This is a genomic window from Bacillus sp. FSL K6-0069, assembly GCF_038007785.1.
Lineage (GTDB): Bacteria > Bacillota > Bacilli > Bacillales > Bacillaceae_G > Bacillus_A > Bacillus_A mobilis.
Genome location: NZ_JBBOXN010000001.1, coordinates 285,001 through 287,500, shown reverse-complemented (window position 1 = coordinate 287,500; position 2,500 = coordinate 285,001). Strand labels below are relative to the sequence as shown.

Annotated in this window: 2 protein-coding genes and 2 rRNA genes (2 of these 4 running past the window's edge); all 4 read right to left on the bottom strand. The window is 37.6% G+C overall.

Annotation, left to right across the window (positions count from 1 at the left end):
* Nucleotides 1-534 carry the 5' portion of a DsbA family oxidoreductase gene (locus tag MHB74_RS01605; RefSeq protein ID WP_061676389.1) on the bottom strand. 198 nt of this gene lie to the left of the window's left edge, so the window shows 534 of its 732 coding nt (coding positions 1-534); the start codon lies at nucleotides 532-534; the stop codon falls past the left edge of the window.
* Nucleotides 535-708: 174 nt separating this feature from the next.
* Nucleotides 709-1,668, bottom strand: coding sequence for an alpha/beta hydrolase (locus MHB74_RS01600; RefSeq protein ID WP_061676390.1), 960 nt, complete (start codon nucleotides 1,666-1,668; stop codon nucleotides 709-711).
* Nucleotides 1,669-1,910: 242 nt separating this feature from the next.
* A 5S ribosomal RNA gene (gene rrf / locus MHB74_RS01595) occupies nucleotides 1,911-2,026 on the bottom strand.
* 48 nt (nucleotides 2,027-2,074) lie between these two features.
* Nucleotides 2,075-2,500: ribosomal RNA gene (locus tag MHB74_RS01590) — 23S ribosomal RNA — on the bottom strand (it continues 2,496 nt past the right edge of the window).

Sequence of the window (2,500 nt, the reverse complement as noted above, 5' to 3'; positions counted from 1 at the left end):
AATTTGATATTGCTGAGCAATCGCTTCATCAATTCTAACATCATTTGCATATGCGCTTTTATCATGAATAACACGTAAAGCTTCTTGCTTTTCTAAACCTGAAGCTTCAGCAATAGTAGCAAGCGTATCCACATCACTTAAATTTCTCGATTCTGTGAAATATGCAAAAAGTAGATTTTCCGTAATCTCTTTTTCTTTCCCTTGATCCTTTGCAAACTTCGCAAGACGATGCGCATCAAAAGTGTTCGTCGGCTTCATCTCATCAAAATTAAAACTTAAACCCATACTAGCTGCATGACTTCCTAGTTGTATATTATTACGCTTAGCTTCTTCAATACTAATCCCATACTTTGATGCAAGTACTTCATTAATACTTGTTCCAGAATAGATTGGAGCATTTTGGTCTAATTCAAAACTTTTAAACTCAACTTCAACATCTTTCTTATGTGGAAATTGCTCTAAAGCCATCTCTAATCTACGTTTCCCAATGTAGCAAAATGGGCATACAAAATCTGACCATACTTCAATTTTCATAGAAACACCTCATTAACATGTAGTTTTCAATTATTGTAGCACTGGCGCTAAGGAATTCAAAAATTTATGCTTCACGCTTTATATACTACAAACTAAAATGAATCTATAAATAGAAAAAACGATAATCAAAAGTATAAAAACATTTCCTTCTGATTATCGTATATACAAATCTAACTATGCTGGAATATATCTCCCTACGAATTTCCATACAGTATTCCAATATTTATTTGAATCTATCTTCTCAGCTTCTCCATGTCCAGCACCTGGAACAATTAATTTCTCTTTTTCTACTTTTGCAGCATTATATACTTCATCTAACATTTCATAAGGAACGAACGTATCAGCATCCCCGTGAATAAATAGCATAGGTGTTTTACTTTTCTCTACTTGCTTTATAGCTGAAGCTTCTTCTAAATCATATCCAGCTCTTAATTTTGTAACTGTATTTGCCGCATTCATAACAGGAAATTTCGGCAAGTGGAATAGATCTTTTAGTTGATAAGTAAATTCATCAATAACAGTTGAGTATCCACAATCTTCAATAATAACTTTAACGTTAGAAGGTAACTCTTCACCTGAAGTCATCATTACAGTTGCCCCGCCCATTGAAACACCAAAAAGTGCTATTTCAGCATTAGGGTCTTTCTTTACAATTTGTTGAATCCAAATCAAAATATCTTTACGATCGTGCCAGCCCATCCCTATATAGTCGCCCTCACTATTTCCGTGCCCACGAAGATCTGGCGCTATGACGTTATAACCTTGTTCATAAAAATTCCGGATATATTTCGTCATTTTCGATGCCCTGCTATCATATCCATGAACTACAATTGCCCATTTATGGCTAGATTGTTCATTCATATATTCATAACCTGTTAATTTCAACTTATCGAAAGAATTTATGTTTCGTGTATTAGGTTTATGATTTGATACAAAGCTCGCATCCTTTTCTTCGTTTGTAGCGAGCACACCTCCTGATGCATTCACTGTTTCTACTAAATGAGGATTATCCTCTAAAAATTCTTTCTCTTGTTTCGCATTCAACGCATAATTATAAAAATAATTCCCAACTAACATATAAGTAATTGCTAGAAGGACTAAAACTACTATAGTAATTACACCTATCTTTTTCATATTATCTCCTTTTTCAAAATGAAATCTTCTTATATTCAAGTACTCAAAAAAACAACTGCACTATTTTAACATACCGACAGATCACTTCTCCAAAAAACAAAATAGAAAATCTTAAACTACACATCAAAAATAATGAAAGAAAATGAATATGAGGGGATCAAAAAATAAGGATTACTTACTTGAGGCTGATAAGAAGTTTAAAACACAAAAAAAGACGAGTCATACTGACTCGTCTTACAGTTGCTTGGCGACGTCCTACTCTCACAGGGACAAGGTCCCAACTACCATCGGCGCTAGAGAGCTTAACTTCCGTGTTCGGTATGGGAACGGGTGTGACCTCTCTGCCATCATCACCAAACTATGAAGGCATATTCCTTCAAAACTAGATAACATTGCTACATATTATATGGTTAAGTCCTCGATCTATTAGTATTCGTCAGCTCCACATGTCACCATGCTTCCACCTCGAACCTATCAACCTGATCATCTTTCAGGGATCTTACTAGCTTACGCTATGGGAAATCTCATCTTGAGGGGGGCTTCATGCTTAGATGCTTTCAGCACTTATCCCTTCCGCACATAGCTACCCAGCTATGCCCTTGGCAGAACAACTGGTACACCAGCGGTGCGTCCATCCCGGTCCTCTCGTACTAAGGACAGCTCCTCTCAAATTTCCTACGCCCACGACGGATAGGGACCGAACTGTCTCACGACGTTCTGAACCCAGCTCGCGTACCGCTTTAATGGGCGAACAGCCCAACCCTTGGGACCGACTACAGCCCCAGGATGCGATGAGCCGACATCGAGGTGCCAAACCTCCCCGTCGATGTGG

Coding starts and splice junctions, on each gene's coding strand:
- MHB74_RS01600 (WP_061676390.1), bottom strand. CDS start 1,668: ATGAAAAAGATAGGTGTAATTACTATAGTAGTTTTAGTCCTTCTAGCA.